The organism is Chitinolyticbacter meiyuanensis (assembly GCF_008033135.1).
Taxonomy (GTDB): Bacteria; Pseudomonadota; Gammaproteobacteria; order Burkholderiales; family Chitinibacteraceae; genus Chitinolyticbacter; species Chitinolyticbacter meiyuanensis.
The window spans coordinates 1,177,737-1,203,086 of sequence record NZ_CP041335.1 but is presented as its reverse complement, the minus strand read 5'-3'; the positions used below and the strand labels follow the sequence as shown (position 1 = coordinate 1,203,086).

The window sequence follows — 25,350 nt, the reverse complement described above, 5'->3', positions numbered from 1 at the left end:
AATAACCTTGTTCCGAAAGTGGGGATGGCGGCGCCTGTTTCAAGTCACCGGCATGACAAGCCGGGACAAGGCGCCGCGGCTCACTTCGGTGCGGCGACGATCACCATCGCGGGGCGCAGCACGCGGCCGGCCAGCGTGTAGCCCTTCTGCAGCACGCGCACCACGGTGTTGGCTTCCTGCTCGGCCGGCTCCATCGAGATGGCCTGGTGCAGGTTGGGATCGAGCTTGTCGCCGGTCTGCGGCGCGATCTCCAGCAGCTCGAACTTCTCGAAAGCGCTGGTCAGTGCCTTGGCGGTGAGATCGACGCCCATCTTCAGTGCGTCGAAATTGCCGGATTGATCCAGCAGCGCCATATCCATCGCATCCTTCACCGACAGCAGCTCGCGGGCGAACTTCTCCACGGCAAACTTGCGCGCCTTGTCCACTTCTTCGGCAGCGCGGCGGCGGATGTTCTCGCCTTCGGCCTTGGCATACAGCACGTCCTGGCGTGCCTTTTCCAGCTCGGCAGCCACCTCGGCCATGCGCGCGTCGAGGCTATCCTCGGCGGCATTCAGCTGGGCTTCGCCGGCTTCGGCGTTGACGTCCTGCTCAACCGGGTTCAGGTCTTCAGGTTTCTGTTCGTGACTCATGGTCTTGCTCCCCAAAAACTTTGCAATGCACCGGCAGATGGGCGCCATGAGCGACATTTCAAGAGGCCCTACTTGATTCGGGGTTAATGACCATCAACGGCGCAGCCCCGCAAACGCCGCTGGCTCCCATTCGCGCAGCGCCAGCAACAGGCCGACGCCGCACCGCTGTGCCAGCGGCACCGCCAGGCTGTCGCGATGCAGCTCAGCAAGATCCTGGCGCAGGCGCCGCAACTGGCGCTGCAGTTGCGCCAGTGCGGCCGGGCTCAGCATGGCATGCGCGAACTGCAGGCTGGCGCTGTCACCGGCAAAATCATCAGCCAGGAAATCGGGCTGGCCGCGCTCGCGGAAAAAACCCTGGATCGGCCCATCCGGTAGCCAGTCGAAATCGCGGGCCACATTCAGCCGGATGCGGTTGCCGGGCAGCAGTGCGATCAGGCCCATGCGATCGAGCTGCAACAATCGCTGCAGCACGTCGAGTTCCTCGAGCCGATAGCAGGCGGTGATCTCCGTCAGTGACCAGTGGTTGAGCGCACACACCGCCACCAGCAGCAGTCGGTCGTCCGCCACCAGGCTGGCCTCCTGGGCCACGGTCAGCCGATGCAGCTCGGGTTCGGCATGCGCCGCTGCTTCGGCCAATTCGGCCACGGTGAGCCCCGCCAGCGCGGCCAACTGGCACAGCCGTTCCAGCGTGATACCGCCGCCGTTGAGCAGCCGCTTGATGCTGGGCTCGGATAAACCGCTGGCTTGCGCCACATGCCGGTAGGTGAGCCCCGCCACCTTGAACTGACGCTTGAGCGTCTGGAGCAAACGCTGGGTTTCGTCCATGAAAGTATCGCCAATTGATACTTTCAAGCTTATCCAGCGCTACGATTCTAAACAAGGTTTCATCCAGAATGCTGACCGACCACACTGCGCGCACCACATTCCCGAAGGAGACCCGCAATGCGCAGCTGGCAACACACGCTCACCCTGTTCATCTCCCTGATGGCCATTGCCGCTCTGGCCTGGCACGGCCCCATCGCCCAATGGCCGGACTACCACGCCTTTGCCGACCAGCGCCGTTGGCTGGGCCTTGCCCACGCCGCCGATGTGCTCTCCAACCTGCCGTTCGCCTTGGTCGGGCTGTGGGGCCTGGTGAAACTATGGCCGCACCGCCACGCGCCGGCGCTGCAGGCCGGCTGGAATGGCTATTCGCTGTTCCTCGTCGCGCTGATGCTGACTGCAGCCGGCTCCGGCTTCTACCACCTGGCGCCGGACGACGCCCGCCTGCTGTGGGACAGGCTGCCCATTGCGCTCGCCTGCGCCAGCCTGCTTGCCGCCGTGCACGCCGATACCCATGGCAGCCGCCACCTGATCGAGCTCGCGGTATGTGCGGTACTGAGCGTGCTGTGGTGGCATTGCAGTGGCGACCTGCGCCCCTACCTCGCGCTGCAGCTGGCGCCGCTGGTGCTGATCCCGCTGTGGCAGTGGCACGCCCCACGCCGCGACCGGCTGGCCTTCGCCGCCGCCATCGGCCTCTACGCGATCGCCAAGGTGGCCGAACTGGCCGATCACCCCCTGCTGCTCGCGACGGACACCATCAGCGGGCACACGCTCAAGCATCTGCTCGCCGCTGCTGCCAGCTGGTGCATCGTTCGCAGCCTGGTTGCGCGCACAACACGTCGTTGAAGCATGTGCAGCTGTAGCAAAACCGCGGCTGCGCACGCCGTGTCCGCTTGAAACATCGCGGTAAGTGCAATCCCCAACTTGTAGTCACAAATCACAAACTACACTCTCATGGTGCAGCGCAAAATTTATTGCACCGCAGCGGTGCGGCGCTCCAAAACCCTATCAACCAAGGCCTGAAGGCCAGCTTTTTTGCGGGAGAAAGCCATGAGTACGCGGGAAGAACGCATTGCACAACTAGAGAAGGACTGGCGCGAGAATCCGCGCTGGAACGGCATCCAGCGCACTTATAGCGCAGCGGATGTTGAAAGACTGCGCGGCTCACTACAGATCGAACACACGCTGGCGCGCCGTGGCGCCGACAAGCTGTGGGCGCTGATGCACGAAACGCCTTACGTGCACGCACTCGGCGCGCTGACTGGCAATATGGCCATGCAGCAGGTGAAGGCCGGCCTCAAGGCCATCTACCTTTCCGGCTGGCAGGTGGCGGCCGATGCCAATATCGCCGGCGAAATGTACCCGGACCAATCGCTCTACCCGGCCAACTCGGTGCCGGCGGTGGTGCGCCGCATCAACAACACCTTCCAGCGTGCCGACCAGATCCACCACGCCGAGGGTGACGACAGCATCGATTTCTATGCACCCATCGTGGCCGATGCCGAAGCCGGCTTCGGCGGCGTGCTCAACGCCTTCGAGCTGATGAAGGGCATGATCGAAGCGGGCGCTGCCGGCGTGCACTTCGAAGACCAGCTCGCCTCGGTGAAGAAGTGTGGCCACATGGGCGGCAAGGTGCTGGTGCCGACACGCGAAGCGGTGGAAAAGCTGTCCGCCGCCCGCCTCGCCGCCGACGTGCTGGGCGTGCCGACCATTCTCATCGCCCGCACCGATGCCGAAGCTGCAGACCTCTTGACCAGTGACGTGGACGACAACGACAAGCCGTTCTGCACCGGAGAGCGCACCCCCGAAGGCTTCTATCGCACCAAGCCGGGCCTCGAGCAGGCGATCAGCCGTGGCCTTGCCTACGCACCGTATGCCGATCTGATCTGGTGCGAAACCGGCAAGCCAGACCTGGAATACGCCCGCGCCTTCGCCGAGGCCATCCACGCCAAGTTTCCGGGCAAGCTCTTGGCCTACAACTGCTCGCCAAGCTTCAACTGGAAGAAGAACCTGGACGACGCCACCATCGCCAAGTTCCAGAAGGAACTGGGCGCCATGGGCTACAAGTTCCAGTTCATCACGCTGGCGGGCTTTCATGCACTCAACTACGGCATGTTCAACCTCGCCTACGGCTACGCCCGCCAGGGCATGACTGCCTTCGTGGAGCTGCAGCAGGCCGAATTCGCCGCTGCCGACCGGGGTTTCACCGCCGTGAAGCACCAGCGCGAAGTGGGCACCGGCTACTTCGACCAGGTGACGCAGGTGATCCAGCAAGGCCAGAGCTCGACCACAGCGCTGACCGGATCCACCGAAGAAGAACAGTTCCACTAAGCGACGCGCATCGCCTGGCGATGCCCGCCGTCTTGCAGTAAAGCACTCGCGCCCATCCACCCGGCCCACCCGCAAACCGGGCGGATGCAGCGAGCGCCGGCTGTACCCGAAAGTGGATTGCTGGCGCGGCGGACCATCCCGCACCCGCCGCATCGCCAGCAACCCGCCTGCTTGCGCCAACAGCGCAAGCCGCCGGCACCTCAAGCCTGGGTGTCGGCAGCCGCACCACGATGCCGCTCGCTCCCACGGGGACGGGCGGCATTTTTTCATGGCTAGCCCCGCTCGCCCGCCAGTTCGGCTAACAGGAAATCGACAAAGCTGCGCACCCGCGCGCCCGGCGCCCGATCCGGCTTGCGCATCGCATAGATCGGCCGCTGCGGCAGCGACCAATCGGGCAGCAAGGGCTGCAGCAGCCCGGCTGCGATCGGTTCGTCCAGCAGCACATCCGCCTGCACCACGATCCCGTGCCCGGCGAGCGCAGCCACCAGCAGCGCTTGGCCGTTGTTGATGGTAAGGGCGGGCTTGAACGGCAGGCACACCGTTTCGCCATCGCGGCTGAAGCGCAGCTGTGGCGCGTCGCCCCATGCCGCAAAGCCGAGCAGTTGATGCGCTGCCAGCGCCTGCGGATGATCCGGCACCCCATGGCGAACCAGGTAATCCGGGCTCGCGGCAATCCGCATCTGGCTCGTTTGCAGCAGGCGTGCGATCAAGGGGCAATCCTTGGGCGGCTCACCCGAGCGGATGGCGAGGTCGTAGCCCTCCTCTTCCAGATCCACCAGCCTGTCGTTGAGATGGAGCTCCACCGTCACCGCTGGATAACGCTGCTGGTAGGCGGTGACCAGCGGCGTCAACCGATGCACGCCGTAGGTGACCGGCGCGGTCACCCGCAGCAGGCCGCTAGGCTCGGCGGTGAGTTGATCGGCCACGCGATCGGCCGCCGCCACGCTGGCCAGCACATCGCGGCAGCGCTCCAGATACGCCGTGCCGACGACTGTGAGTGCGTGGCGCCGCGTGGTGCGGTGGATCAGCGTGGCGCCAAGGCGCCGCTCCAGCGCCGCCACATGGTTGGCCACCATGGTGCCCGACAGCTGCAATGCCATTCCCGCCGCGGCAAAGCTGCCGCGCTCGGCCACGCAGACGAATACGGCCATGCTGGTGAGCTGATCCATTCCCAACCCATGCTTGTGATTGATCCAATCCGTGCATTCTTTATCAAGAATCGCGCACGGAAAAGAATGCAGCGCATCCCCTCACCCGGAGTGCGACATGCGCACCTTCTTCTCTGGAATGACCCTGATCGCCGGCCTGCTCGCCAGCACCATCGCCCTGGCCGCCCCCAACGCCCATATGCTGCCGCCGGACTGGTACCCGGAAAGCGTGGCGGCCGCGCAGGACGGCACGCTCTACATCGGCAGCTGGCGCCAAGGTGCCGTGGTGCGTATCCACCCGGACGGCATCACGCGCCTGCTGGTGCCGCCCGGCCGCGGCGGGCTCGCCAACACGCAGGGCATCGCGCTCGACGAGGCGCGGCGCACGCTATGGGTGTGCTCGGGCAACCTGGGCCTGACCACGGTGCCCGCCACACCCAGCGCGCTGAAGCGCTACGACCTCGCCACCGGCGAAGCACAGGCGAGCTACCCGCTGCCGGACGACGGTTATTGCAACGATCTGGTGGTGGATGGCGCCGGCACGGTCTACCTCACCGACTCCTATCATCCGCGCGTGTTGCGGCTGCGGCGGGGCGATACCGCACTCTCGGTCTGGTTGGACCGGCCCGAGCTATTGACCGACAGCCCCAAGCTGGAAATGAACGGCAAGCGCTTCACCTTCAACGGCATCGCCCTTGATGGCGACCGGCTCTACCTGAGCGCCGTCGCCGCCGTGCCGTGGCTATGGCGCATCGAGATCGGCGCGAACGGCACAGCGGGCGCGAGCACGCGGCTGGACATGCCACGCCCGCTGCGCAACGCCGATGCACTGCGCGTGCTTGGCCGGAACGAGTTGCTGGTGTTCGAGAGCAACGCCTTTGGCGACAAGCACAACGAAGGCGCCATCACCCGGCTGCACCTCGATGGCGACCAAGCCATGCTGCACACGCTAGTGCAGGGGCTCGACGCGCCCTCCTCCGGCACCTACGCGCAAGGCCGGGTGTGGTTCATCGAATCCAAGTACGACCTGCTGCTGCGCCACGCCCAGAACCCCGCCGCGATCCCGGACCAAGTGCCGTTCACCGTGCAGTCCATCCCGCTTGTAACGGCCAGCAAGCACAAGCCAGTCAACTGACTGCCGCCAGCACGGCCTTGGCGTAGCTCTCCTTCTCCATATCCCGTGTATCGATGGTGAGCTGCACCGGGCCGTTGCCTAGCGCGGCTTGGTGGGCATGGGCTGATCCGGCTCTGATAATCCATCCGGGCTGAAAATTGATAGAAAATGCCGGTTTGCCTTCCTACGCGTCGATGATGACGGCCACCGATCTCTCCATGATCTCGATCAGCTCGCTGGCCTTCTTCATTGTGCTGTGGCGCTGGAGCCCGCTGGAAGGCTGGCCGCGCTTGGTCTATGCCCAGCTCTCCCCAGTGATTTTCTTCGGCGTCGGCATTCTGCTGATCGTTGCTCTCCAGACATACGCATCAGAGCTGCTGGCGCTAATGTGGACACCCAAAAACAAGATCGGGGCACTGGTGTTGATCCCCTGTGGCCTGGCTTGGTGGTGCTGGAAGCGCTTCTGCGAGCGCAAGCTCAAGCGGTGCGGAATGTATTGACAAGTGCAATACACAAACCTAGGCTTCGGTCATGGACCTTCACTTCAAGTTGAATGGGGAAGACTTTGTCTGGAACGCGGACAAAGCCGACCTGAACCTGCGCAAGCACGGCATTCGGTTTGAAGAGGCCGCTACGGTCTTTGCGGACCCGCTGTTCCAGCTGGTGGATGCGTCCCGCAACGACGAAGCACGTGATGCAGTCATTGGCCTGAGCGCCGCCGGCCGACTGCTGTTTGTGGTGCACATCGAAATCGAGGATGCCCACATCCGCATCATTTCAGCGCGGCGCGCAACGACCGATGAGGAACATCGCTATGTTGAGTGACCGTCTCAAATCCCGTTTGACCAAAGATCGCCCGATGACCTCGATCACCCTGCGCATCCCGGTGGATGTGGTGGAATCGATGAAGGCCATTGCCCCGCAACGCGGCTTCTCAGGCTACCAAGCGCTCTTGAAGTCTTACCTCAGCGAAGGCCTACGCCGCGACGAAGCCCAATTCGCCAGCCACCAGCAGGCCCGCCTGATCGAAGCACTGAAGCGCCAGGGCGTTTCCGAGGAAGTCATCGAAGCTGCGGAACGGGAACTGAACGCGGCGTGATCGCTTCGCCCCTCACAGAAGAAAGGCTCGCCAACCGGCGAGCCTTTTTCAATTCAGAACCGCCCCAGCGTGCAGGATGTCCGGGAGCAGCTTTTGCTGATCATGACGCCGGAGTCGGCGATCAGCGCGAATAACCTTCGGGGGCGATCAACTGGCGGCCTCCAGCACCGCCTTGGCGTAGCTCTCCCTCTCCATATCCCGCGTATCCACGGTGAGCTGCACCGGGCCGTGACCAGCTGGCAAGGTGGTATGCAGCGCCGCCAGCAAACGCTGGCCCAACGCCTGCTTCTGCTCGGCCGTGCGGCCCGAGAGCAGCGCCACCTGCAGGTGGACGAACGCCGTTTCGGTATCCGAAGTGCCGACCAGCCAAGTAGCCAAGCAATGCGCCCGGCCCTTGATGTCGGCCTCGCCAAACAGGCCCGATTCGAACATGGCCTGCGCGAGGGTATGCAACGCGGCATGGGCGTCGTAGTCGGGGAGGTTGTGGGTGCGACGTCCCCCCAAGTTTGAGTAGCACGCAGCTTTAGAGTCCAATCCCTTCCATCAAGGAGACTGGACGTGAAGAAACGCTTTTCCGAAGAACAAATCATCGGCTTCCTGCGCGAGGCCGAAGCGGGCTTGCCCATCAAGGAACTGTGCCGCCGGCACGGTTTCTCCGAAGCCAGTTACTATCTCTGGCGCAGCAAGTTCGGTGGCATGAGCGTCTCCGACGCCAAGCGGCTCAAGGAACTCGAGGCCGAGAATGCTCGGCTCAAGCGCATGCTGGCCAATTCGATGCTCGAAAACGAGGTCATCAAGGAAGCACTGCAAAAAAAGTGGTGACCGCACCAACGCGACGCGAGCTGGTGCGGTTCCTCGCCGGACGGGGTCTGAGTGAGCGCTGGGCGTTGCGCATCGCCCGAATGAGTCCGAGCGCCTTGCGCTACCGGCCCAAGCCGGATCGGAACGGCATGTTACGGCAGCGGATCGTCGAACTGGCGCAGCGCCATCGTCGCTACGGTGCAGGGATGATCTATCTGAAGCTGCGCCAGAGCGGCTGGGCAGTGAACCACAAGCGGGTAGAACGGCTATATGCACTGGCCGGGCTGCAAGTGCGGCGACGCAAGCGCAAGAAGGTGCCGCCATCGGAGCGGCAGCCGCTGATCCGGCCGCAGGTCGCCAATGCGGTCTGGTCGATGGACTTCGTGTTTGATCGCACGGCCGAAGGACGAGTGATCAAATGCCTGACCGTTGTCGACGATGCCACGCATGAAGCCATTGCGGTGATCCCGGAGCGAGCCATCAGTGGCGAAATTCTGACGCGGCAACTGGATCGATTAGCGGTCTCACGCGGCTTGCCGCAGGTGATTCGCACTGACAACGGCAAGGAGTTCTGCGGTCGAGCGATGCTGCACTGGGCGTACCGGCGCGGCATCACGCTGCGGCAGATTGAACCGGGCAAACCGAACCAGAACGCTTACATCGAATCATTCAATGGCCGGCTGCGGGACGAATGTCTGAACGAGCACTGGTTCACCAGCTTGGCGCATGCGCGGGTGGTGATCGAAGCCTGGCGACGGGAATACAACGAGGAGCGGCCGAAGAAGGCGTTGGGCGGGCTGACGCCATCGGCCTATGCCCGGCAGCTAGCGAGGAAGAAACCGGTAATATCGGGGGCCGGACTCTAAAGCGAAATGCTATTCATGAGGGGGTGACGTCGGGTGTATTCGAGAGTGAGATGGGGCATGGGGAGACTCTTGGTAGGGAGCTAGGGAGATGCGGGCCAACAGACTTATGGTTCAAGCGCCAAACCGGATCGATTCAGGCCTAGAAACCCGATCACGAAACCATATGGCGTAACCGCCCCTAAATGCGGGTTGCTCCAGCACTTCTGCCTTTTTTACAAAAGGCCGCAGTGAAAGAATCTATACGACGCTTTATGTCAACGCATAAGGCGTGATCCAACATGTGACTGAAATAACTGAAGAATATCTACCTTGGTACGGCCGCTACTGACAATCGACAAAAAAGCCTCGAACTTCATCACGACCTTTTTCCCACTTCTCGGATTAAGTAGCACGAAATTTTCCCACTCAGCGCCGTTTCGTTCGATCGATGCCGCGTAGCTCAATAGCCAATAGATAGCAACCTGACGGTAATCGGCGGCGGCAAAACGCTTAGCAGTGCATTTCACCTCCACCAAAGTATTTCCCAATGCAAAGTCCCCGTAGCCACTAGCAATCCACTCAAGGCCTGGTATTTTTGGTCGAACTACGATCGAACACCCACTCTCTCGGCTCATTTCTCTCATCGAGTCGGCAAGATTTCTGCCTACAGTTTCGGCCAAGGATTGATCCAATACAGATAATTGATCGGGCAATTTTGCATCAAAATATCCACGCTGTCGCCGAAGTGTCTCAGCGAAGCAATTTGGCCAGTCGATGACGACTTCGCCTTCAAGTAATCGCTCCCCTACGACATACCCGAGCTCAAACAACATGGCGCGCTGCAAGCCAGATTGAAGCAGCAGTTCCTGTAGGACTGGCTGCACCTGGACAGGTGATGCCAAATTATTTAGGTGCGCAACAATGCCTGGTGTCAGCTGCGGAAACACTTCATCGAACACCCCGGGGATTTCGCGAGCCACTGTGCGCGGATCAAATTGCATTGCTAAACTCTTTTGCCCATTTCATGAACAACGTCGCAAAACGTGGCTCTGCGCCACGAACCAACTGACTAAGTTTTGATTTGTCAGTTATTGGGTCGAATGGAAGTTCGACTCCAAGCGCCCAAGATTGCGTCGCCAAACGCTTTGCTTGCAACCTCGCCTTATCCCCCTCATCAGCAAATGCGTAGGTAGCAAGCCAGTAAAGCCGCTGACTTTCGGGGGACATTTGCTGCCAGCGATTGCGGAGAGAGTTGAATGCAACGCTGTCATGCCAGCTCCTCCAACAGTCGATGCACGCACGGCGTACAGTATCCAATTGCGTCGTTTCGAACAGCCTGTGTATGAACTGGACTCTCACCGGCGTACTTTGAAAGCGCAAGCAACGCAGATAATGAAGCATGCTGGTCTCCGCTTTCAGCAAGTGCTCAGAGTTGACGGGGATAGCGTCGAGCAAAGAATCGAGTACACCGTGAATACTGGAGAACCGATCATCTCCTCGTAGGTTCGAAATGCCTCGCATGATTGTGGAGAATGATGAGCGGAATGCGTGAAGGTTTCTCTGTTTCAGAAGGGTCGCCGCAATTTCGAGCGCGACATTTGGCTCATGAAGCCGTATTGTTCGACCAATTTGGGTCACCAAGAAAGAGTCTGGGAGAGCCTTCTCCAATTCACGATTCAAAAGCTGGCGCACCTGGAGTGTCTCAACCGTTTCTACAAGTGACTCATATTCATCCTCTGGGTTATCCGAATACGGATCAAACTTGATATCGATGCTTCGTAGCTTCGCTGCTTCGACATCATCACCTCCAAGTTGCGAAGCGACATAGTCTCTATAATGTTTCGAGGACAAAAATACAGTCTTTGACTTGTTCAAACTCAAGCCATAGTCCATCAGTCCTTGCGCTAGAATACCTAGTGCTCGGTACGCTCCCGCAGTGTTTGTTGCAATCAATACATAGTCGTCGACATAGCGATGCCACTGCACTCCGCGAGCTGTAAGTGCGGCATCAACTTGATTGAGGAAAAGCTCTGCAAGAACACGAGCTCCTTGACCACCGACAGGCAAACCGAATGATCTTCCCGCGAAGAGTTTACTTAGAAGAGCATTGACTTGCTTTGAGACTGGGCCCGCATCACCACCGAGACCATTGATGAGGTTCTCGATGTAGTGATGAGAGACGTGTTCATAGAAGCTCGATATATCTGTTTGAACGATAATTGCTCCGTCACCAACCTTACTCGCCTCAACAGCCGTAGCCTCTTTGAAGGCGCGCCAGGATTTATTTTCATCGAAGAGCCGCTCACCGCCAGCCGGCAAGAAGCGATAGGAATGGACGCAAGGAGAACGACGCGGCTCAAGCGTCTCTGCGATTGCGATAGCCAGCCCATTGAGATAAATATTCCAGAACAAATGGATCTTCGTCACCACTCTGAACCCGGCCGGACCAGATGGAGCCAGAAGCCGTTCGCTGTGGACATGCAGTTCAGCTATGCGGTTGTTGTTGTCCTTAACTTCTTGGCTATCTCGAAGCTCCGAATAGAAACCGTAGGCGATTGATGCAAGTGCCTCGGCCTCGTCGCCGCAAAACCGAACGTCGATGTCGAATGGCAACGTGTCGTTATCGCCATGCTTCGCAATTTCACGAGCCGCACGTTCAAAGTGATGTAGTTCTGGTTTGAGCAAAAGGACCTCCATCGAAACTACCGTTTCCATTGTATTTAGAGCAATACGAAGACTTGAGCGCTATTAAGAGTTCAATGTTTACCAACCGAGGATCTGGATTTTGGCGAGAGCCTCTTCTCTAGGCGCATGAATACATATGCTATCTGATTTTTCATAAATTCGTTGGCTTCGTACATTGCATAGTTGTTAAGCGCTACGCGCACTATCTTCTAAGATGCCGGTTCCGCCCGGCGTACGGGTTCATTTCTTTTGCTTCGCCAAAAGAAACGAACCAAAGAAAAGGCGACCCCGCCTTGCGGCCCTCCGGGCTGCCCTCAGTCGGTCGCGAGCCTAAGGTCTCGCTCCACTCCTTCGGCGCTGGCCAAGGGGAAGAAAACCACGCGCCGATATGGGCTGGAACATTCATCGCAAGTTGGGTACCAGCAAAATCCGCCTTTATTCCCCTTGCGCCAAGGAGGAAACGCGGTACGCAAAATGTAGGGGATGCACCCAGCGACCTTGGCATACCACCCGAATTCCCCTCAGGAGCGCCGAGCGAGGAACAAGCGGGGCGGGGTTTCGCCGAGGATGTTTGAGGCCGCAGGCCGAGTCCCGCAGGCGCCGCCTCGATTGTCCGCAGTGAGGGAACCCCGAAGGGGCGCGGATGCGGGGTCGCCTTTTCTTTGGTTCGTTTCTTTTGGCGAAGCAAAAGAAATGAACCCGTCCGCCGGGCGGAACCGGCATCCAAACATGGCACCGCAGGCGCAAATCGCCCCCGAACATGCGCCCAAAGCGCATAACCACCCTCAATCCCAATACCCCACCGCCCCATAAGCAGTCCTCAAGTGATCCACAAACCGCCGCACCCGCTGCGGCAGGTGCTTGCGCTGCGGCATCACCGCGTAGACCGGGTAGTCGGGCGAGGCGTAGCCATCGAGCACCGTCACCAAGCGGCCATCGGTGAGGTCGTCCTTCACCTCCCACAGCGAGCGCCACGCCAGGCCGTAGCCTGCCAGTGCCCATTCGTGCAGCACGGCGCCGTCGTTGCACTCCAGCACGCCGCTCACCTTGCGGCTGACGAGCTCGCCATCGACCTTGAAGATCCAGCCGCGGGCTTGGCTCGCGCCCAGCGACAGGCACTCAAAACGGTCCAGGTCGTCCAGCGTCTGCGGCACGCCGCGTGCGGCGAGGTAGCTGGGCGCCGCCACCACCACGCGGCGGTTCTCCGCCAGCCGCACCGCCACCAGGCTGGAATCAGCCAGCTCGCTGATGCGAATGGCGCAATCAATGCGCTCGCCGGCGAGGTCTACCAATCGATCCGATAGATCGAGCGTGACGCGCAATTCTGGGTGCAGCCGCTGGAAGGTGGCCACATGTGGCGCCACATGGCGGCGGCCGAAGCCGGCCGGGGCGCTGATGCGCAGGTGGCCACGCACCCGCGCGCTGCCGGAGCCGACGGCTGCCTCGGCATCGGCGAGGTCCGCCAGGATGCGCTGGCCATCTTCGAAAAAGGCAGCGCCCTCCTGCGTGAGGGTGACGCGCCGCGTGGTGCGCACCAAGAGCTTGGCGCCAAGGCGCTCTTCCAGCGCATCAAGCCGGCGGCCGATCACGGCGGGCACCACGCCCTCGGCACGGGCAGCGGCGGAAAGGCTGCCCAGATTCACCACCGAAACAAACGTTTGCAGCTGCTTGAGCGCATCCATTATGTACTTAAAAGTAAAAGAACCTGTCGCAGTTTAGCGCTTTTTTGTGATGCCGCAGCGCACTACACTGCAATGCAACATCCAGCTGCAAAACCCAGGAGCACCGCATGTCCACCTTGCCCGCCGGCGTTCAACTCCACGCCGAAATCACCCCCGCCTTTGCCGAGATCCTCACGCCCGATGCGCTGGCTTTCGTCGCCCGCCTGCACCGCTGCTTCAATAGCCGCCGCCAGGAGCTGCTGGCTGCGCGCGTGCTGCGCCAGGCCGAGCTCGATGCCGGCAAGCTGCCGGATTTCCTGCCGCAGACGGCGCACATCCGCAATGGCGATTGGCAGATCGCGCCAGTGCCGGCCGATCTGGCGCTGCGCCGCGTGGAGATCACCGGGCCCGTCGAGGCCAAGATGATCATCAACGCGCTCAATTCCGGCGCGGACAGCTACATGACGGACTTCGAGGATTCCAACACGCCGAACTGGTCCAACCAGATCCAGGGCCAGGTGAACCTCACGGCCGCCGTGCGCCGCACACTGGCGCACCGCAACGAGGCGGGCAAGGAATACAAGCTCAACAACAAGATCGCCACGCTGGTGGTGCGCCCGCGCGGCTGGCACCTGGATGAAAAGCATGTGACCGTCGATGGCGAGCGGGTATCGGGCGGCGTGTTCGATTTCGCGCTGTTCCTGTTCCACAACGCCAAGGAGCAGCTGGCGCGCGGCACCGGGCCGTATTTCTACCTGCCCAAGATGGAATCGCACCTGGAAGCGCGGCTGTGGAACGACATTTTCGTCGCGGCGCAGGCCGAGCTTGGACTTGCCCAGGGCACGATCAAGGCCACCGTGCTGGTCGAGACCATCCTTGCCGCGTTCGAGATGGAAGAAATCCTCTATGAATTGCGCGAGCATTCGGCCGGGCTCAACGCCGGGCGCTGGGACTACATCTTCAGCTGCATCAAGAAGTTCAAGACCAATGCCGATTTCTGCTTGGCCAACCGCGCGCAGATCACCATGACCGTGCCCTTTATGCGCGCCTATGCGCTGAACCTGGTGAAGGCCTGCCACAAGCGTGGCGCGCCCGCCATCGGCGGCATGAGCGCGCTGATCCCGATCAAGAACGATCCGGCCGCCAATGAAAAGGCCATGGCCGCAGTGCGCGCCGACAAGACGCGCGATGCCGGCGACGGCTTCGACGGCGGCTGGGTGGCCCACCCCGGCCTCGTGCCCATCGCGATGGAGGAATGGGTGAAGGTGCTGGGCGATGCGCCCAACCAGATCGGCAAGCAGCGCGACGATGTGGAAACCCGCGCCGCCGACATCCTCAACTTCCAGCCCGAAACCCCCATCACCGAGGCGGGCCTGAGGATGAACATCGACGTGGGTATCCAGTACCTGGGCTCATGGCTGGCCGGCAATGGCTGCGTGCCGATTCACAACCTGATGGAGGATGCCGCCACCGCCGAGATCAGCCGCTCGCAGGTGTGGCAGTGGATCCGCAGCCCGAAGGGCGTGCTGGACAACGGCCGCAAGGTGACCGCCGAGCTGGTGCGCGCAATGATCCCGCAGGTGCTGGGTGCCATCCGCGCCGAGCACGGCGATGCAGTGTTCGAACGCGTGCCCTACGTCCGCGCTGCGGCCATCTTTGAAACGATGAGCACCAGCACCGAGTTCGCCGAGTTCCTCACGCTGCCGCTGTACGAGGAAATCTGAGGCTTGCCGCTGCCATCAGCAAAAAGCCGACCTGAGGGTCGGCTTTTTTTGTGCTGATCATTGAGCAGGCCGATCAAGCCAGCATCAGCAAGGTGGGTGTTTCGCGATCCGGATGCAATCCCCGCCCTGCGTGCCATCGCCGTATTGTGCGGCTAGGTACAGGCGCTCTTCTCTGTTTTCCAGCACCAGCACCTCGTGCAGCGCATCTGCGTATCGCGTCTGAATCGGCTTGCCGATCAGCGGCGCCCAGTAAGGATGCGTCGTCATTTCCACCGCGGAGAGCGCGCCCTCGTTGAAAAACGACTGTGCCTGCAGCGCGATGCAATACCCACCGGGTGCGCCGGCCCAAGAGACAAAGCGCACCTCGTCACCATCGAACCGCAACGCCACCTCGCCATCGAGCTGGTGCCAGGATTCGAGCCCCGACACCCGGCGCTCGTGATCGAACATCTGGTAATGGACTGCACGCAGGATCATGGGCTCACCGCAGGATATAGTCGCCATCCGGCAGCAGCGGTGGCGGCAGCTCGGCGGCATCGGTCAGCTCCAGCAAGGAGCGCTCGATGCTGCGGCTGATGGCGTCGAGCGCCAGATCGTTGGGCTCGGTGCCAAAGGGCGTTTCCAGCTCGCCGGCGATGGTTTCCAACGCCATGAAGGTGTAGGCGACGAACACCGAGATTAGCGGAGTGAGCCAGCCGATGCTGTCGACGAGGCCCAGCGGCAGCAGCGTGCAGTAGAGGTAGATCGTGCGATGCAGCAGCACGCTGTAGGCATAGGGCAGCGGCGTGTTGGCGATGCGCTCGCAGCTGCCGAGGATGTCGGAGAGCTTGTCGAGGTTGGCATCGAGTGCCTGCACCAGCACATCGCTGAGTCGGCCAGCGTCGCGCTGCGCCGCCACCCAGGCGCCGAGCTCACGCAGCGCCAGCGCCGGCCGGAACTGGGCCGATTGCAGCCGGTGCGCGAGCTCGGCGGTCAGCAGCCGCTGCAGGTCCGCAGCCGGGTCGGTCTGGCGCAGCTGGTGCTTCAGGCTATAGGTGTAGGCAACCAGCAGATCGCGAAAACGGGCGATCTCGGGATCATCCGGTGCGCGGCCGGTCAGCGTGATCGCCTGGCGCAGCAGCGATCGGGTTTGCACCAGCACGCCGCCGTAGAGCTTGCGTGCTTCCCAGAAACGGTCATAGCTGCTGTTGTTGCGAAAGCCGAGGAAGATGGCGAGCGCGATGCCGATCAGGCTGAACGGGCCGATCGACAACGTGATGCCGAAGCCTTCCAGCCTGCCGTACAGCAGCACCACCGCCAGCGCGAACACCAGATTCAGCCCCAGCCGGGGCAGGATGGCGGACAGCACGGAGCCGCGCCAGGTGAACACCATGCGCAACCAGTGCTGGGGGGGACGGACAATCATGAGGAGAGCGGCAGTACAACGGAGCCGCCATTCTAGCCAGCGCGCTGCAGGTGGCAGGTTACCGCTTGATACGCCGGCACTGGCAAAAGCGCGGACTCACCCTCACCTGATGGCCAACCCGCTTAGCTACCGCAGCCCATCGCACGCCCTGCCGTGAAGCAGCCAGGAATCCCGATGTCGACACCCTCCCCTACCCGCCGAGCCACGCCGTTGCTGGGCCTGTTGCCTTTCCTGCGGCCGTATCTGAGCCGCTGGATCGCCGCCTTTGCCGCACTGGCCGTGGCCGCGGGTGCCACGCTGGCGCTGCCGGTGGCGTTTCGCCACTTGATCGATCAGGGCTTTGCCGCCGGCAACCGTGGGCACATTGATCGCTATTTCATCGCGCTGTTCGCGGTATCGATGGTGCTGGCCGCCGCCACCGCACTGCGCTTCTACTGGGTGTCGTGGCTGGGTGAGCGCACCACGGCCGACCTGCGCCGCGCGGTGTACGAGCACGTATTGCGCATGAGCCCGCAATTCTTCGAAACCACGCAGACCGGCGAGGTATTGTCGCGGCTCACCACCGATACCACGCTGATCCAGACGGTGGTCGGCACCAGCCTGTCGATGGGGCTGCGCAATGCCTTCCTGCTGCTGGGCGGGCTCACCATGCTGGTTGTCACAAGCCCCGCGCTGTCCGGCTACATCCTGCTGACGCTGCTCTTGGTGATCGCGCCCATCCTGGTGTTCGGCCGCCAGGTGCGGCGGCTGTCCAAGGCCAGCCAGGACAAGGTGGCCAACGCCAGCGCGCTGGCCGGCGAAATCCTCAACGCCATGCCCACCGTGCAGTCGTTCACCCGCGAGCCGTTTGAGGCGGCGCGCTTCGCCGGCGCGGTGGAATCGGCCTACGCCACTGCACTGCAGCGCATCCGTGCCCGCTCCTGGCTGACCGCCGTGGTGATCCTGCTGGTGTTCGCCGCCGTGGTGTTCGTGCTGTGGTTGGGCGCCCAGGCGGTGATGGATGGCCGGATGAGCGCGGGCGAGCTGTCGCAATTCATCCTCTATGCCGTGGTCACCGCCGGTGCGGTGGGCGGCATCGCCGAAGTGTGGGGCGACCTGCAACGCGCCGGTGGCGCAGCCGAGCGGCTGCAGGAATTGCTGGCGCTGCAATCGCCGGTGGCTGACGCCCCGGAGCCAATATCCCTGCCGCAACTGGGCGACGGTATCCGCTTCGACGCGGTGGGCTTCGCCTATCCATCGCGCCCCGGCATTGCAGCGCTGGACGAGCTGACGTTGCATATCCGCCCCGGCGAGCACGTGGCGCTGGTGGGCCCGAGCGGCGCCGGCAAAACCACGCTGTTCCAGCTGCTGTTGCGGCTGTACGACCCGCAGCAGGGCCGCATCAGCTTCAATGGCGTGGCCACCCGCGATCTCGCGCTGGCCGAGCTGCGGACGCAGATCGGCGTGGTGCTGCAGGAAACGGTGATCTTTGCCGGCAGCGTGGCGGATAACATTCGCTACGGCCGGCTGGACGCGAGCGATGCCAAGGTGCGCGCTGCGGCCGAGATGGCCGCCGCCCACGACTTCATCGATGCCTTGCCCGAAGGCTACGACACTTTCCTCGGCGAGCGCGGCGTGCGGCTTTCGGGCGGGCAGCGCCAGCGCATCGCCATCGCCCGCGCCATCCTCAAGAATCCGCCCATCCTGTTGCTGGACGAAGCCACCAGCGCGCTCGATGCCGCCAGCGAACGCGCGGTACAGCAGGCGCTGGACAATGCGGCGCATAACCGCACCACGCTGGTAATCGCCCATCGCCTCGCCACCGTGCAGCAGGCCGACCGCATCGTGGTGCTGGAGCACGGCCGCATCGTGGCCGAAGGCAGCCATGCCGCGCTGCTGGTGAGCTCGCCACTGTATGCGCGGCTGGCGGCGCTGCAGTTCACCGAAGGGATGCCGACGATCGCGTAGTGATGGCCAGATGGGCGCCCCTTTCGTTCGTACACAAACAACCAGCCCGGCCTAAGCCGGGCTGGTTGTAGACTTGAAACGCTGCGGCAATTACGGCGTGTTGGTCAGCTCGATGGTGGCCTTGGATTCGTCGTCCGACTTCGCAACCAGCACCTTGATGCTGTTGGGTACCAGAGCTCCGATGCCATCGACCGGGATCGGCAGCAGCAGCCAGTCAGCGTTCTTGGCCAGCGTCACCGGCGACTGGAAGATCACCGTCTTGCTGCCGGCCGCGGTGATGCGCAGCAAGTAGTCGCCACCTTCCAGCGATTGCGAATCGTTGCCCGAAGCCGGGTTGGCCGTCTTGTAGCCGACTGCGGCGAAGCTCGGCGTCACCGTGTTGATGTCGACGGTCGGCTCGGTCAGGTAGACGTCGATGTTCTGGGCGTTGAACGCGGCATTGGCCACACGTACCCGGGCATCATTGCTGGTGAGTTCCTTGTTGTACGGATCCTCGATCAGCAGCACGTCGGTGACGTTGTCGCCGATCAGCGCCACGGCGGTGTACTTGTCGCCGCGCTTGGCGTCGAAGGTGACAGTGCCATAGCTGGTCGCGCCGTCGGTGCTCTTCACCGAGAGCTCGCTCTGGCCTTCGCTCACGTCGAAGTATTGCGAGGCGAACTTGTAGCCGACATTGGTCGCATCGGCCGAGGCCGCGCCATTGCGGTACAGCGTCACGTTCGGACCAGCCGGGATGGCATGCACGAAGCGCACTTTCGGATCCGCGATATCCAGACGATCGTCGAGGTCATCGTCATCACCACCACCGCATGCGGAGAGCAGGGTGGCGGAGATCACGCCCAGCAACAACAGTTTGACGAGTTTCATGACAGTTTTACCTTTGTAGTGTTGTCCATCGCGGCGCCCTGCCGCTGTGAGCACACCTTATGCGTCCTGTAGGGGAAGCACCGCCGGGCAGGCACGCAACGTGGCGTCAGCCCATTCCCACAGCGCATGCCAAGCGCTTGCGCTTGTCCGCGACTGGCCAGCCGGATAGCATCGCTTGCCCCATCCGCTCGCTGATACTCGCCCGTGCCTGCCTGGATACGCCGCTTTCCCGTTACCGCCCTGCTGATCGCCGCCAACGTGGCAGTTTTCCTGCTGCAGCTCGCCAGTGGCGTGCCCATCGACGGCGCGCATGGCGCCCAGCTGGTGAACTGGGGCGCCAATCTGTCGGTGCTGACCTTGGGCGACGAACCCGGGCGGCTGTTCAGCAGCATGTTCCTGCACATCGGCGTGCTGCATCTGGTGGTGAACATGTATTCGCTGCTGGTGCTGGGGCCGATGGTCGAGCGCTTCGTCGGCAGCGCACGCTACAGCGCGATCTACCTGGGGGCCGGTCTTGCCGGCGGGCTGACCAGCGCGCTGTGGAACCCGGTGGTGATCAGCGCCGGCGCCTCCGGCGCCATCATGGGACTGGCGGGCGCCTATCTCGCGCTGCTGCTGCTGTTCCGCGACCACTTGCCGCATGCCACGGCAGCGATCCGCCAACTGGCTGTCGTCATCGTGCTCAACATCGGCATGGGGTTCGCCATTCCCGGCATCGACAATGCCTGCCACCTCGGCGGTCTGGTCGGTGGCGCCTTGCTGGCGGCGGCGTATGTCGGCGCGGCCAAACGCTGGCGACCATGGGTGGGGTACATCGCTGTCACCGTCGTCGCCACGCTGGCGTGCTGGGGGACCGTTCAGTTAGGCCGCACCGACGCACTGCATTTCGACCGTGCCATCGAGCACCTGATCGTTGCCGATGGCCGCTATGGCGATTTCCGCGGCTTCTGGCTGGCCGGCCAGGATGGCCAGCGCGCCGAGCAATTCGATGCAGCGCAGCAATCATGGCAGCAGTGCGTGACGGGCATGGACCAGCCCTGGCAGCTGGATACCGGTGATGCCCGGCTGGCCACCGGGATGGCCGAGTACTGCAACCTGCGGCTGGCGCAATACCGGGTGAACCGTGCAGGCTGGGATCAACATGGCACCGACGCCCTGCTGGATACCCGCTACGCGCGCGAGGCCGATGCGGTGCGCGCCAGGATCTGGCGCCAGTTCGAACCGCGCGCCGCACTGGCGCTGCAGCGGCTACAGCTGGTAGGGCGGCGCAACTGAGCGCTGTATCGCCTCCACGATGGGCTTCCAATTCTGACTGGAAATTGACAAATCGCTCGTCAATCCTTGGGGCATATGTTACAAACCGACTGCCGCGCAGCCATGACATCGGCAATCCGATCGGTCTGCGCGCGGCCCAAGTCAATAGAAACCCAAGGAGGATACGATGCCCAAGACCGAACACACCCAGCGCCCCTCCGGCGCCTTTGTCGCCGCCTCGTGGGCGGCACTGCTGATCGGCGCTGTCGTCTACTTGATCGGCCTGTGGAACGCCCAGATGCAGCTCAACGAGAAAGGCTATTACTTCGTGCTGCTCACTTACGGCCTGTTCGCCGCAGTGTCGTTGCAGAAATCGGTGCGCGACCGGCTGGAAGACATTCCCGTCACCGGTCTTTACTACGGCCTTGCCTGGCTGTCGGTGGTGCTCGCCATTGCCCTGCTGGCGATCGGCCTGTGGAACGCCACGCTCGCCAATTCCGAGAAGGGTTTCTATGCGATGGCCTTCCTGCTGAGCCTGTTCGGCGCCGTAGCGGTGCAGAAGAATGTGCGCGACACCCAGGCCAAGGGCGATCAGAGCCCGGCAACGCTGCCGTTCCAGTAACACCCGACAGCGGAGCGTTGCCACTGGGCAATGCTCCGCCAGCAATAGGCCTGGGCTGATACCTCATCACGCGTCCACACCGAGTTGAAATGACATGACGCCCCACCAAATCCTGGCCGTCGCACTGCGCCTTGTGGCTGTCGCCTGGGTGCTTCACACACTGGGCCAAGTCACCGAAGCCCTCAATCTGGCGGAACGGACCGAGCTATCCCGCATGGGCCTGGCGCTGACCTGGGCCGTGATTGCAGCACAACTGCTCGCCAGCCTCCTGATGTGGATATTCCCGGCCACGGCCGCATCGCTGCTGCTGCGCGATCGCGCCAGAATAGTGGTACCAAGCACCATCTCCGCGACCCAATGGGCAACGCTCGGCGTTGCATTGCTGGGCGTGTGGATCTTGAGTCGGGGTATTCCCGATGCGGTTTACTGGATCACCCTGCTCAAACTACTGTCCTCGGTCGATCTGGACCTGATGCGGACACTGAACAGCGAACAACGGGCTGGCATGGCCGGAACCATGGTCGAGGTGCTAATCGGCGGGGGCTTCCTGTTTGGCGCCCGCAGAGTGGCCGGCTTCGTCCTGCGCGGTACCGCAGCGGCGCATCCATGAAACCGTATCTGCAGTGGATCGCCCTCACACTTGCGTTGACCAGCGCACTGGCCTGCGCTGAAACCGACCCCTGGCAGCGCTACGACCAGGAACTGCGTACGCTGCCCAAGGATGCTTCTGTAGCGCTCGATCGCGGTGTGAACTGCAACCATTTCGCCGGCGAATTCAACGGCGATGGTTCGGCGCACGACAAGGAGGTCAACAAGACGATGGCGCAGCTGCGTTGCGATACCATCAGCGGGATGTAAGCCGCATCAAGCAGCGCTACAAGAGCCAACCCAAGGTGCTGCGGGCCTTCCGTATTTACTACGAAGAATGAGGCCGGCGTAGCCGGCTCCTCCACTCGCAACGCAAGGAACCACATCGTGATCGTCTACGGCGATATCGCTTCGGGCAACTGCTACAAGATCAAGCTGCTGCTGGCCCTGCTCGGCCAGGCGCATGAATGGCGCCATGTGAACATCCTGCAGGGTGATACCCGCAGCGCCGAATTCCAGCAGATGAATCCGAACGGCAAGATCCCGGTGCTGCAGTTGGCGGATGGCACCTCTATCAGCGAATCGAATGCCATCCTCAACTACCTGGCCGACGGCACGCCGTTCCTGCCAACCGGTCGGCTCGCCCGCACCCGGGTGCTGGAGTGGCAGTTCTTCGAGCAATACAGCCATGAGCCGTATATCGCGGTGGCGCGCTTCATCAAGCATTACCTCGGCCTGCCCGAGGCGCGGCGTGCCGAGTTCGATGCCAAGCAGGCCGGTGGCCTGAAGGCATTGGCGGTGATGGAGCAGCAACTGGCGCGCACGCCCTACCTGACCGGCAACGATTACACCATCGCCGACATCTCCCTTTACGCCTACACCCATGTGGCACACGAAGGCGGCTTCTCGCTGGACGACTTTCCGGCCGTGCGCGCCTGGCTCGCCCGCATCGCCAGCCACCCGCGCCATGTGACCATGCAGCAATTCCTGGCCTGATCGGGCAGCCGGGGCAATTGCCCCGGCCACGGCTGAGAGCGGCCAGCAAAACCCAGCACAGCGGTGCTGGCTGGCGCGCGCAATGTCCTCAAAGGCGATAAACCCCATCTCCCCCAGCCGCAGGCCGTACAAGGTGTACGGCAGGTGAGTGCGACATGGCTTCAGGGGGTGGTTGGCGGCGCTTATCCGCGCTCGACGTTCACCATCCACGGCACGCCAAACTGATCGCGCAGCATGCCAAAGCCCTGCGCCCAGAAAGTGGGGCCAAACGGCATCTGTATCTCGCCGCCACGCGACAGCGCCGTGAACAGCCGGCGGCCTTCATCGACCGTATCGGGGCTGAGCGACAGGCTGAAGCCGCTCATCGCCACCGGCTGGCCCGGCATGCCATCGGATGCCATCAGCTGCGTCTGGCCAATGGTTACGTTGGCATGCATCACCTTATCGTGCCATTCCGCCTCGCCTTGCTGGCCTTCCGGCGCATCGGAAAAACGCATCAGGTAGCCAGTCTGCGCACCGAGCACATCGTGGTAGAAGGCCAACGCCTCTTCGCAGCGGCCGGCGAAAAACAGATAGTTCTGGACTTGCATCGTTGCACTCCTTTCGATCGTGTTGTTGTCGGGCCCCGCCGCCCACGGCCCGGGTGTCACCATAGCAGCCGGTGCGCCACACATCTTGAAACCGGGCGATGACGGTTTGATGTGACTTTGCGCTCTCCGGCAAACCGGCTAAAGTAGCCGCACCCAGAACGACCGTTCAACTCAACTAACCTCAATGGATTTCTCTGCCCTCGCTCCCGCCGTTAAGGCCCGGCTGGCCAAGCTCGGGATCAACCGCGCCTTCGATCTGGTGCTGCACCTGCCGCTGCGCTACGAGGACGAGACCCATCTGGTGGCAATTGCCGATGCGCTGATGGGCACGAGCGTACTGGTCGAGGGCGAGGTACAGACGCTGGACGTGATGTTCCGCCCCAAGAAGCAGCTGGTGGCGCGCGTGGCAGACGCCAGCGGCATGCTGGTGGTGCGGCTGATCAACTACTACCCCAATCAGGCGGCACAGCTTGCCGTCGGCAAGCGCGTGCGGCTGTATGGCGAAATCCGCCGCGGCTTCTGGGGCGACGAGATGGTCCACCCCAAGATCCGCAACGTCGGCGATGGCTCGTCGCTGTCCGAAGCACTGACGCCCGTCTACCCGACCACCGCCGGGCTCAACCAGGCGGCGCTGACCAAGCTGATCGGCAAGGCGCTGCGCGAATGCCGACTCTCCGACACGCTGCCCGCTGCGGTGCTGGCCGACTACGGCCTGCCCGGCTTTGCCGACAGCGTGCAGCTCTTGCACGCGCCAACGCCGGATATTCCCAACGTGTTGCTGCAGCACCGCACGCACCCGGCCTGGCGCCGGTTGAAGTTCGACGAACTGCTGGCGCAGCAGCTCAGCCTGCGCATGGCGCGCGCGGCACGGCGCGAGAAGAATGCCCCGGTCATCGCCGCCGACGGCCGGCTCGCCGCCCAGCTTGTCGCCAGCCTGCCGTTCGCATTGACCAAAGCCCAGAACCGCGTGCTGCTCGATATCGCGCGCGATCTGAAAACCCCGCACCCGATGCAGCGGCTGCTGCAGGGCGACGTAGGTTCGGGCAAGACCATCGTCGCCGCCATCGCGGCCTGCCATGCCATCGAATGCGGCTACCAGGTGGCGCTGTTGGCGCCGACCGAAATCCTGGCCGAACAGCACTACCGCAAGCTCGCCGCCTGGCTCGCGCCGCTCTCCATCAAGGTGGTGTGGCTGGCCGGATCGCTGAAAGCCAAGGACAAGCGTGCCGCGATCGAGGATGCTGCGCTTGGCACCGCTGCGCTGGTGGTCGGCACCCATGCCATCTTCCAGCAGCAGGTCGAGTTCAAGAATCTGGGCCTCGTCATTGTCGACGAGCAGCACCGTTTCGGCGTCGCGCAGCGGCTGGCGCTGCGCGCCAAGGGGCAAAGCCCGCACCAACTGATGATGAGCGCCACGCCGATCCCGCGCACATTGGCGATGAGCTTCTACGCCGATCTCGACGTGAGCGTGATCGACGAGTTGCCGCCGGGGCGCACGCCGATCGTCACCAAGCTGGTGTCGGACGCCCGCCGCGACGAGGTGATCACCCGCATCGCCGCCAAGGTCGCCGAAGGCCGTCAGGTGTACTGGGTGTGCCCGCTGATCGAGGAATCCGAAGCGTTGCAGCTGCAGACCGCGGTCGATACCCATGCGCAGCTGGCCGAGGAGCTGGAAGGCGTGGCCGTGGGCCTGTTGCACGGCAAGATGAAAACGGACGAGAAAGCGGAGGTGATGGGCGAATTCCTCGCCAACCGCATCCAGGTGCTGGTGGCCACCACGGTGATCGAGGTCGGCGTCGACGTACCCAATGCCAGCCTGATGGTAATCGAGCACGCCGAGCGCATGGGCCTTGCGCAATTGCACCAGCTGCGCGGCCGCGTCGGCCGCGGCGCCCACGCCAGCCTGTGCGTGCTGCTCTACACCGGGCCCCTTGGCGACACCGCCAAGGAGCGGCTGCGGGTGATCTTCGAGAACACCGACGGCTTCGTCATCGCCCAGGAAGACCTGCGCATCCGCGGGCCGGGCGAACTCGCCGGCGTGCGCCAATCGGGCGTACCCATGCTGCGCTTTGCCGATTTGGAAGCGGACGCCGATCTGGTCGAGGCCGCACGCGAGGCTGCGGAGACGCTGCTGGCGCAGGATGCGGGCACCGCCATCGCCCATCTGGACCGCTGGCTACCGGGTCGCGAGGCGCTGCTGCGCGTCTGAACGCCGGCTATCG

25 protein-coding genes and 2 pseudogenes are annotated in these 25,350 nt (G+C 62.8%); 16 read left to right on the top strand and 11 right to left on the bottom strand.

Features of this window, described 5'->3' with window-relative positions; genetic code table 11:
• Positions 1-80 precede the first annotated feature (80 nt).
• Both grpE and FLM21_RS05860 read right to left on the bottom strand, forming a co-directional pair.
• Complete coding sequence (gene grpE / locus FLM21_RS05865; RefSeq protein ID WP_148714668.1) at positions 81-629, bottom strand: nucleotide exchange factor GrpE; 549 nt, start codon at positions 627-629, stop codon at positions 81-83.
• A 93-nt stretch (positions 630-722) separates the two neighbouring features.
• Positions 723-1,454, bottom strand: a complete 732-nt coding sequence (locus FLM21_RS05860) for a helix-turn-helix domain-containing protein (protein ID WP_148714667.1) — start codon at positions 1,452-1,454, stop codon at positions 723-725.
• Between the two features lie 117 nt (positions 1,455-1,571).
• Here FLM21_RS05860 and FLM21_RS05855 point away from each other — a divergent pair, with 117 nt between their 5' ends.
• Positions 1,572-2,297 (top strand): hypothetical protein, encoded by a 726-nt coding sequence (locus FLM21_RS05855; protein ID WP_148714666.1) that lies wholly within the window; start codon positions 1,572-1,574, stop codon positions 2,295-2,297.
• A gap of 204 nt (positions 2,298-2,501) precedes the next feature.
• Positions 2,502-3,782 (top strand): isocitrate lyase, encoded by a 1,281-nt coding sequence (gene aceA, locus FLM21_RS05850; protein ID WP_148714665.1) that lies wholly within the window; start codon positions 2,502-2,504, stop codon positions 3,780-3,782.
• Positions 3,783-4,054: 272 nt separating this feature from the next.
• On the opposite strand, the gene FLM21_RS05845 is transcribed toward aceA, so the two are convergent.
• Positions 4,055-4,951, bottom strand: coding sequence for a LysR family transcriptional regulator (locus FLM21_RS05845; protein ID WP_148714664.1), 897 nt, complete (start codon positions 4,949-4,951; stop codon positions 4,055-4,057).
• A 97-nt stretch (positions 4,952-5,048) separates the two neighbouring features.
• Here FLM21_RS05845 and FLM21_RS05840 point away from each other — a divergent pair, with 97 nt between their 5' ends.
• The 4 genes from FLM21_RS05840 (at position 5,049) to FLM21_RS05825 (ending at position 7,143) form a co-directional block, all read left to right on the top strand.
• Entirely contained in the window at positions 5,049-6,065 is a 1,017-nt protein-coding gene (locus tag FLM21_RS05840; RefSeq protein WP_148714663.1) for an SMP-30/gluconolactonase/LRE family protein, read from the top strand.
• Positions 6,066-6,238: 173 nt separating this feature from the next.
• A complete protein-coding gene (locus tag FLM21_RS05835; protein ID WP_148714662.1) occupies positions 6,239-6,544 on the top strand; it encodes a hypothetical protein in 306 nt (101 codons plus the stop codon).
• Positions 6,545-6,575: 31 nt separating this feature from the next.
• Positions 6,576-6,869, top strand: coding sequence for a BrnT family toxin (locus FLM21_RS05830; protein ID WP_148714661.1), 294 nt, complete (start codon positions 6,576-6,578; stop codon positions 6,867-6,869).
• 34 nt (positions 6,870-6,903) lie between these two features.
• Positions 6,904-7,143: a BrnA antitoxin family protein gene (locus tag FLM21_RS05825; RefSeq protein WP_222846783.1), complete on the top strand. Its 240-nt coding sequence runs from the start codon at positions 6,904-6,906 to the stop codon at positions 7,141-7,143.
• A 147-nt stretch (positions 7,144-7,290) separates the two neighbouring features.
• On the opposite strand, the gene FLM21_RS05820 is transcribed toward FLM21_RS05825, so the two are convergent.
• Positions 7,291-7,647, bottom strand: coding sequence for a 5-carboxymethyl-2-hydroxymuconate Delta-isomerase (locus FLM21_RS05820; protein ID WP_148714659.1), 357 nt, complete (start codon positions 7,645-7,647; stop codon positions 7,291-7,293).
• 54 nt (positions 7,648-7,701) lie between these two features.
• Here FLM21_RS05820 and FLM21_RS21240 point away from each other — a divergent pair.
• Positions 7,702-7,851, top strand: a pseudogene (locus tag FLM21_RS21240) (transposase); the annotation flags it as partial.
• Entirely contained in the window at positions 7,779-8,810 is a 1,032-nt protein-coding gene (locus FLM21_RS05815) for an IS3 family transposase (RefSeq protein WP_246120704.1), read from the top strand. The pseudogene FLM21_RS21240 and the gene FLM21_RS05815, both read left to right, overlap by 73 nt.
• Positions 8,811-9,064: 254 nt before the next feature.
• On the opposite strand, the gene FLM21_RS05810 is transcribed toward FLM21_RS05815, so the two are convergent.
• The 3 genes from FLM21_RS05810 to FLM21_RS05795 all read right to left on the bottom strand — a co-directional run bounded on the left by FLM21_RS05810 (position 9,065) and on the right by FLM21_RS05795 (position 13,156).
• Entirely contained in the window at positions 9,065-9,790 is a 726-nt protein-coding gene (locus FLM21_RS05810; protein ID WP_148714658.1) for a hypothetical protein, read from the bottom strand.
• Positions 9,780-11,474 carry an RNA-directed DNA polymerase gene (locus FLM21_RS05805; RefSeq protein ID WP_148717460.1) on the bottom strand — a complete coding sequence of 565 codons (1,695 nt, stop codon included), beginning with the start codon at positions 11,472-11,474 and terminating at the stop codon, positions 9,780-9,782. The genes FLM21_RS05810 and FLM21_RS05805 overlap by 11 nt, the downstream gene beginning before the upstream one ends.
• Before the next feature lie 785 nt (positions 11,475-12,259).
• On the bottom strand, positions 12,260-13,156 hold the full coding sequence (locus FLM21_RS05795; RefSeq protein WP_148714657.1) for a LysR family transcriptional regulator: 897 nt from the start codon (positions 13,154-13,156) through the stop codon (positions 12,260-12,262).
• 107 nt (positions 13,157-13,263) lie between these two features.
• On the opposite strand from FLM21_RS05795, the gene aceB reads away from it, so the two are divergent.
• Positions 13,264-14,859 (top strand): malate synthase A, encoded by a 1,596-nt coding sequence (gene aceB, locus FLM21_RS05790; RefSeq protein ID WP_148714656.1) that lies wholly within the window; start codon positions 13,264-13,266, stop codon positions 14,857-14,859.
• A gap of 84 nt (positions 14,860-14,943) precedes the next feature.
• Here the strand turns inward: aceB and FLM21_RS05785 are convergent, their stop codons facing one another.
• Both FLM21_RS05785 and FLM21_RS05780 read right to left on the bottom strand, forming a co-directional pair.
• Entirely contained in the window at positions 14,944-15,336 is a 393-nt protein-coding gene (locus FLM21_RS05785) for a hypothetical protein (RefSeq protein WP_148714655.1), read from the bottom strand.
• 4 nt (positions 15,337-15,340) lie between these two features.
• Positions 15,341-16,264, bottom strand: coding sequence for a bestrophin family protein (locus tag FLM21_RS05780; protein WP_148714654.1), 924 nt, complete (start codon positions 16,262-16,264; stop codon positions 15,341-15,343).
• A 174-nt stretch (positions 16,265-16,438) separates the two neighbouring features.
• Here FLM21_RS05780 and FLM21_RS05775 point away from each other — a divergent pair, with 174 nt between their 5' ends.
• Positions 16,439-18,211: an ABC transporter transmembrane domain-containing protein gene (locus tag FLM21_RS05775; protein ID WP_148714653.1), complete on the top strand. Its 1,773-nt coding sequence runs from the start codon at positions 16,439-16,441 to the stop codon at positions 18,209-18,211.
• Positions 18,212-18,301: 90 nt separating this feature from the next.
• Here the strand turns inward: FLM21_RS05775 and FLM21_RS05770 are convergent, their stop codons facing one another.
• Positions 18,302-19,078, bottom strand: a complete 777-nt coding sequence (locus FLM21_RS05770; RefSeq protein WP_148714652.1) for a DUF4397 domain-containing protein — start codon at positions 19,076-19,078, stop codon at positions 18,302-18,304.
• Positions 19,079-19,282: 204 nt separating this feature from the next.
• Here FLM21_RS05770 and FLM21_RS05765 point away from each other — a divergent pair, with 204 nt between their 5' ends.
• From FLM21_RS05765 to FLM21_RS05745, 5 genes are all read left to right on the top strand, one after another.
• Complete coding sequence (locus FLM21_RS05765; RefSeq protein ID WP_148714651.1) at positions 19,283-20,353, top strand: rhomboid family intramembrane serine protease; 1,071 nt, start codon at positions 19,283-19,285, stop codon at positions 20,351-20,353.
• 166 nt (positions 20,354-20,519) lie between these two features.
• Complete coding sequence (gene yiaA / locus FLM21_RS05760; protein WP_148714650.1) at positions 20,520-20,954, top strand: inner membrane protein YiaA; 435 nt, start codon at positions 20,520-20,522, stop codon at positions 20,952-20,954.
• A gap of 94 nt (positions 20,955-21,048) precedes the next feature.
• A complete protein-coding gene (locus tag FLM21_RS05755) occupies positions 21,049-21,564 on the top strand; it encodes a hypothetical protein (protein ID WP_148714649.1) in 516 nt (171 codons plus the stop codon).
• Positions 21,561-21,812, top strand: coding sequence for a hypothetical protein (locus FLM21_RS05750; protein ID WP_148714648.1), 252 nt, complete (start codon positions 21,561-21,563; stop codon positions 21,810-21,812). Before FLM21_RS05755 ends, FLM21_RS05750 begins: the two co-directional genes overlap by 4 nt.
• A 117-nt stretch (positions 21,813-21,929) precedes the next feature.
• Entirely contained in the window at positions 21,930-22,538 is a 609-nt protein-coding gene (locus tag FLM21_RS05745; RefSeq protein WP_246120831.1) for a glutathione S-transferase family protein, read from the top strand.
• A gap of 182 nt (positions 22,539-22,720) precedes the next feature.
• Here the strand turns inward: FLM21_RS05745 and FLM21_RS05740 are convergent, their stop codons facing one another.
• Positions 22,721-23,128, bottom strand: coding sequence for a VOC family protein (locus FLM21_RS05740; RefSeq protein ID WP_148714646.1), 408 nt, complete (start codon positions 23,126-23,128; stop codon positions 22,721-22,723).
• Between the two features lie 175 nt (positions 23,129-23,303).
• Between FLM21_RS05740 and recG the strand changes: the two are divergent.
• Positions 23,304-25,337: pseudogene (recG, locus tag FLM21_RS05735) on the top strand (ATP-dependent DNA helicase RecG); the annotation flags it as partial.
• Between the last annotated feature and the right edge of the window lie 13 nt (positions 25,338-25,350).

Coding starts and splice junctions, on each gene's coding strand:
- FLM21_RS05845 (WP_148714664.1), bottom strand. CDS start 4,951: ATGGATCAGCTCACCAGCATGGCCGTATTCGTCTGCGTGGCCGAGCGC.
- FLM21_RS05860 (WP_148714667.1), bottom strand. CDS start 1,454: ATGGACGAAACCCAGCGTTTGCTCCAGACGCTCAAGCGTCAGTTCAAG.
- FLM21_RS05810 (WP_148714658.1), bottom strand. CDS start 9,790: ATGCAATTTGATCCGCGCACAGTGGCTCGCGAAATCCCCGGGGTGTTC.
- FLM21_RS05840 (WP_148714663.1), top strand. CDS start 5,049: ATGCGCACCTTCTTCTCTGGAATGACCCTGATCGCCGGCCTGCTCGCC.
- FLM21_RS05825 (WP_222846783.1), top strand. CDS start 6,904: ATGACCTCGATCACCCTGCGCATCCCGGTGGATGTGGTGGAATCGATG.
- FLM21_RS05755 (WP_148714649.1), top strand. CDS start 21,049: ATGACGCCCCACCAAATCCTGGCCGTCGCACTGCGCCTTGTGGCTGTC.
- FLM21_RS05775 (WP_148714653.1), top strand. CDS start 16,439: ATGTCGACACCCTCCCCTACCCGCCGAGCCACGCCGTTGCTGGGCCTG.
- FLM21_RS05830 (WP_148714661.1), top strand. CDS start 6,576: ATGGACCTTCACTTCAAGTTGAATGGGGAAGACTTTGTCTGGAACGCG.
- FLM21_RS05780 (WP_148714654.1), bottom strand. CDS start 16,264: ATGATTGTCCGTCCCCCCCAGCACTGGTTGCGCATGGTGTTCACCTGG.
- FLM21_RS05855 (WP_148714666.1), top strand. CDS start 1,572: ATGCGCAGCTGGCAACACACGCTCACCCTGTTCATCTCCCTGATGGCC.
- aceB (WP_148714656.1), top strand. CDS start 13,264: ATGTCCACCTTGCCCGCCGGCGTTCAACTCCACGCCGAAATCACCCCC.
- yiaA (WP_148714650.1), top strand. CDS start 20,520: ATGCCCAAGACCGAACACACCCAGCGCCCCTCCGGCGCCTTTGTCGCC.
- FLM21_RS05795 (WP_148714657.1), bottom strand. CDS start 13,156: ATGGATGCGCTCAAGCAGCTGCAAACGTTTGTTTCGGTGGTGAATCTG.
- grpE (WP_148714668.1), bottom strand. CDS start 629: ATGAGTCACGAACAGAAACCTGAAGACCTGAACCCGGTTGAGCAGGAC.
- FLM21_RS05835 (WP_148714662.1), top strand. CDS start 6,239: ATGATGACGGCCACCGATCTCTCCATGATCTCGATCAGCTCGCTGGCC.
- FLM21_RS05740 (WP_148714646.1), bottom strand. CDS start 23,128: ATGCAAGTCCAGAACTATCTGTTTTTCGCCGGCCGCTGCGAAGAGGCG.
- aceA (WP_148714665.1), top strand. CDS start 2,502: ATGAGTACGCGGGAAGAACGCATTGCACAACTAGAGAAGGACTGGCGC.
- FLM21_RS05750 (WP_148714648.1), top strand. CDS start 21,561: ATGAAACCGTATCTGCAGTGGATCGCCCTCACACTTGCGTTGACCAGC.
- FLM21_RS05785 (WP_148714655.1), bottom strand. CDS start 15,336: ATGATCCTGCGTGCAGTCCATTACCAGATGTTCGATCACGAGCGCCGG.
- FLM21_RS05770 (WP_148714652.1), bottom strand. CDS start 19,078: ATGAAACTCGTCAAACTGTTGTTGCTGGGCGTGATCTCCGCCACCCTG.